The organism is Candidatus Hakubella thermalkaliphila (assembly GCF_013281975.1).
Classification (GTDB): domain Bacteria; phylum Actinomycetota; class Humimicrobiia; order Hakubellales; family Hakubellaceae; genus Hakubella; species Hakubella thermalkaliphila.
Window position 1 is genome coordinate 1 of record NZ_BLRZ01000127.1, and the last position, 4,323, is coordinate 4,323.

The following is a 4,323-nucleotide window of genomic DNA, read 5'->3' on the forward strand; positions in this document are numbered from 1 at the left end:
ATTATTTACCGCCTTATCATCCAGAACTCAACTATCAAGAATCTCTTTGGAGGACTATGAGATACGAAGAGACGACCAATGTCTATTTTGAGACCCTATTCGATTTGGAGGTCTCTGTTTTCAAAAGATCACAACGCTGGAAACCACAAAAGATAATATCACTGTGTAAACTTATTTAAGTCGCTTGCTATAAATGGGGCTCCCGCAAGACTCCGGACATCCTTCTTGACATACTGGCAAGAGGAAGCATAAAGATGAAGCTTGTTGTGGCAGGACAATGGCTGAGCCCAAGGTTGCGTAAGGCATTTGAGCAGAATCTGACAAAGCGAGGTTTTCACCGACAGGTCGAGGTTATTGGGCCGGTCAGCCAGAAGAAACTGATCGAATTATACCTCAGGGCCCGGGTGCTAGTGCATCCTTTCCGCGAAGCATTTGGTATGACCGTGCTCGAAGCGGCAGGGTGCGGTTGCCCCTTTCTCGTTGCTGAGGGTTCAGGTGTCTGCGATCTTTTTGAACACGGAAAGGAAGGTTTTTTTGTTGAGGAAAATGATATTGATACTTGGGCGAGAAACGTTGGCAAGCTGGCAGCGGATGAGAGGCTTGCTTGGGCAATGGGGCAGAGCGCTTGGGAAGTTGCTAGGCAACACACTTGGCGTGACCACACACTGCAGCTACTTCAAGTCATCAAAAGGAAAGCCACCAGGGGTGTTAAGGGGTATTGGGGGATCAAATCTTCAACCAGCTCAATGATGAGTAGTTTCCAAGAGCGCAGCATTGTGAAACCGCTACATACTGTGGGAAAGGACTGTCCATATAATGAGACCTATTTGTTTGAGCGAGACTTCCTGCCACAACATCTAACAGTCACAATAGAGAGGCTGCTACGTACCGCAGGGGCCTGGAAAGTTTTGGACGTTGGGTGTGGCAGCGGTCGCCTAATCTACTATTTGCGCGAAAGAGGATATCTTGCTGTAGGCTGTGATATATCATTCCATGCTGCATTGATGTCGCAACAAATAGTGGGGGCAGCAGAGGCTCTACCGTTTCCCAGTGATGAGTTCGATTTTGTCGTGGGCATCTCGCTTATTGAACATTTAACGCCTATCCTCGGTGAAGTCTTCGTAGACGAGGCTTTCCGGATTTTGCGTCCAAGTGGTGGTATATTCTTAGTAACTCCAAATTACATGTCCCCCATGAGAATAATCAAGGGTGCAAAGTGGTATGGATACCAAGACCTCACACACGTGACTTTCTATACGCCGATGACCGTGAGGAAACTCCTCTTGCGAAAGGGCTTTAGGCAAATAAGATTCACATTTCCGAGCCATACCGATTCAACAGCGGATTGGACCTTACCCCAGGTTATAAAGCTGATGCCAAAGACAGTGCAAAAGCTTGTAAATTGTGTTTTAATCTCATCTCCACTAGCTCTGTTGAGAGATAGCTTGTGGGTCTCGGCTTCAAAATGTGAGGTACTAACGTAATTTAGCAAGCAACTATGATCGATCTTCATACCGGGAGGATAAGTGGATTCCCCTCTGGTAAGTATTATTGTAGTTAACTGGAACGGAAAGAGATATCTCAAGAAGTGCTTCGACTCACTCTTTGACCAGACCTACTCTAACATCGAAATTATTATGGTTGACAACGGTTCAACTGACGACTCCGTCCACTTTGTCCGAGACAGCTACCCGCATGTTAAGGTCATTGAAAACGGGGAGAACCGGGGCTACACTGTGGCAAACAACATCGGGGCCGCGGAGGCGTCAGGGAAATATCTATTGTTTCTGAACAACGATACCAGGGTCGACAGCGGTTGCGTGGCTGCTTTGGTAGAAGCGATTGTAAGTGGACAAGGCGTAGGTTGTTGGGCTTGTACCCAGCTTTCTTACGATGGGAGCCCTGAGGTTATCCCTGAGGGAGGGATGGACTTTCTCGGTTATCCGACGAAGAGTCAAAGGACTTTCTATGCTAGTGGTGCTTGTCTATTTATAGATAGACACCTGTTTTTTGACCTCGGTAGTTTCGATGAGGCGATGTTCTCATACGTTGAGGATTGTGATCTATGCTGGAGGGTCAGGCTCAGGGGATACGATGTGGCTTGTGTGTCTGAAGCCCTTGTCTATCACGCGGGCGGTGGAACGTCGGGAAGAGGGGCGACGCAACTCAAGTCCTACGCCGAGTCTGGCAAACAGTTTGTAACGAGTCTAAGACGGCGTTACCTAGCTGAACAAAATACTATAAGGATGCTTTTAAAGAACTATAGTCTGCCTATTCTTGCCCTTGTGCTACCAATCTATCTAGCAGTAAACGCTGCGGAGATAATCTTCTTTTGCCTCACCTCAAACAAGCGTGTTATTAGGGAGGTTTATCTCAAGGCGTATCGGTGGAATCTGGAAAACCTTTCTGAAACGATCAAATTGCGAAAAAAAATCCAAGCTTCAAGAAAAGTCAACGATCTGGAGATATTGAAAAACGTCACTTTTCACGTCGGCAAGCTACGCGCACTTCGAGAAATCGGGGTGCCGAAGTTCGTTGAATAGCTGCGCTTCAATTTGATAGCGTTTGTCGAACGGTATCCTAACCTTTTGGCAAGGGCAACGTGGGCAAGGTAGGTCCGAAGAAGGTTTAAAAGCTAAGAGCCGTCTGGTCTTTTCCATCTTGAAACGGAAAATCGTTCATGTTAGGGGAAAGAGACGGGTAGGTTTGCGAAGTGTGCCAAACATATCGACTACACTTAAAGAGATATAGTACTCATTTTCTAATACTAAAAGCGTTAAGGCCCGGGCGAGCTCTGGACGTTGGGTGCAATAAGGGCTATTTAGGCAGCCTAGGAGGTGCGAGCGAGTGGTGGAGTATTGACTATGACCGGGGAGCTCTCTTGGAGGCAAGCAAGAGCTATAAGCAAGTTTATCTCTGTGACCTTAACGACGCAAAATCGATTCTGAATTTAAGGCTCCCCAGAGATTACTTTGATTATATAATATTTGCCGATGTTCTGGAACATCTTGTAAAGCCAGCTAATGTGGTTAGAAAATTTCTTGCCTCCGTCAAGCAAGATGGGAGGATTATAGTCTCTGTCCCAAATGTTGCTCATTTTAGCGTAGGCTTCAGTCTCCTTTTTGGAGATTTTAGATATAGCGAGAGTGGTATCTTGGACAAAAGTCATCTCCATTTTTGGACAAGGACGTCAGCAAAGAATTTACTTAGTGAGTGCGGTTTGCACATCGAAAGAGAGCTGTTTGGCACAGATCACTTTGGTTGGCTAGTAAACCGGCTTCGTGTTTGTCCAGGTTTGCTAGCCTATAATTTGGTGTTTGTATGTAGACCCCCAACATGGTAAAAAAGAACTTCACTTATCCACTTTTTCTCGTTATACTGGGCGTAATCACTCACTATATCTGGTTTTCTCCTAACGCTCTCTTGACGTCGAGCGACTGGTGGTACTGGCCCACTGAAACTGTACGGGAGCTCTTCTCAATCTCCGGTTGGGGCACTTGGTTACCCTATTTTGATTTTGGCAGGCCGAATAAGCAGGTCTACTTTTTCCCCTTCACGTTTATCTGGGGCCTTATGTCTCACTTGGGTCTAACTTACAGTGCTGCCGCACGCCTAACCTTCTTCATCCCTATTGCTCTTCTCGCACCTTTGTCGAGCTATTTTCTTATCCGGAGATTTCTGCGCAATGATCTTGCGGCCTTTGTAGGTGCGTTGTCATACACTTTTAATACCTATTTCTTAGTTATTCAAACCGCCCACTTACCCATCGCTTTTGCTTACGCTTTAGCTCCCTTCATTTTTCTGGAGTTTGATAAGGTGATCAGCACTCCCAGTTTTAGAAGACCAATTGTTTTTGCCTTAGTTTATAGTCTTGGCTTTATCTACGAGGCAAGAATAATGTACATCGTTTTATGGATGCTTTTCCTCTATTTCACCTACTCCGTAGCTTTTCGGAAGAGCAGTCTGTCTGCGAGAACTGTTAGCCCGAGGCTGGCTGTTTCAAGCCTCTTACTCTTTTTCTTAAACATGTTCTGGCTGTTAGGATCAATTCCTGCTGTAGAAGCCATAAAAGAGACCGTGGAGCGCGGCCTCTTTGGCAATGCTTTTTTTAACACACAAGTCGCTTTCACCCTTTTCCACCCTTTCTGGACAGGAATGGTCCCTGCTGAGTTTGTCGTCCAGCCCATTCCCCCTTATTTCTGGCTTATACCTCTTCTAGCCTTTTCTGCGCTTCTGCTCAAGCGGCCGGAAACACCAAAGGAAATCTACTTCTTTGGTGCTCTTGCTCTGCTAGGGGTACTGCTAACGAAACAAAGCGCTCCT

4 protein-coding genes and 1 pseudogene are annotated in these 4,323 nt (G+C 46.2%); all 5 read left to right on the top strand.

Annotated features, from left to right (window positions below):
* Positions 1-215: 215 nt before the first annotated feature.
* Positions 216-665: pseudogene (locus tag HW443_RS14015) on the top strand (glycosyltransferase family 4 protein); the annotation flags it as partial.
* An 84-nt stretch (positions 666-749) separates the two neighbouring features.
* A complete protein-coding gene (locus HW443_RS14020; RefSeq protein WP_407079640.1) occupies positions 750-1,484 on the top strand; it encodes a class I SAM-dependent methyltransferase in 735 nt (244 codons plus the stop codon).
* A 42-nt stretch (positions 1,485-1,526) separates the two neighbouring features.
* Positions 1,527-2,543 (top strand): glycosyltransferase family 2 protein, encoded by a 1,017-nt coding sequence (locus HW443_RS09605; RefSeq protein ID WP_176235871.1) that lies wholly within the window; start codon positions 1,527-1,529, stop codon positions 2,541-2,543.
* Between the two features lie 170 nt (positions 2,544-2,713).
* The gene (locus HW443_RS14025) at positions 2,714-3,343 is read left to right on the top strand and encodes a class I SAM-dependent methyltransferase (RefSeq protein WP_176235870.1); all 630 of its coding nucleotides are present in this window, start codon (positions 2,714-2,716) and stop codon (positions 3,341-3,343) included.
* A gap of 230 nt (positions 3,344-3,573) precedes the next feature.
* Positions 3,574-4,323: hypothetical protein (locus HW443_RS09615; protein ID WP_176238112.1), on the top strand; the 750-nt coding region annotated here is incomplete at its 3' end.

Coding starts and splice junctions, on each gene's coding strand:
- HW443_RS14020 (WP_407079640.1), top strand. CDS start 750: ATGAGTAGTTTCCAAGAGCGCAGCATTGTGAAACCGCTACATACTGTG.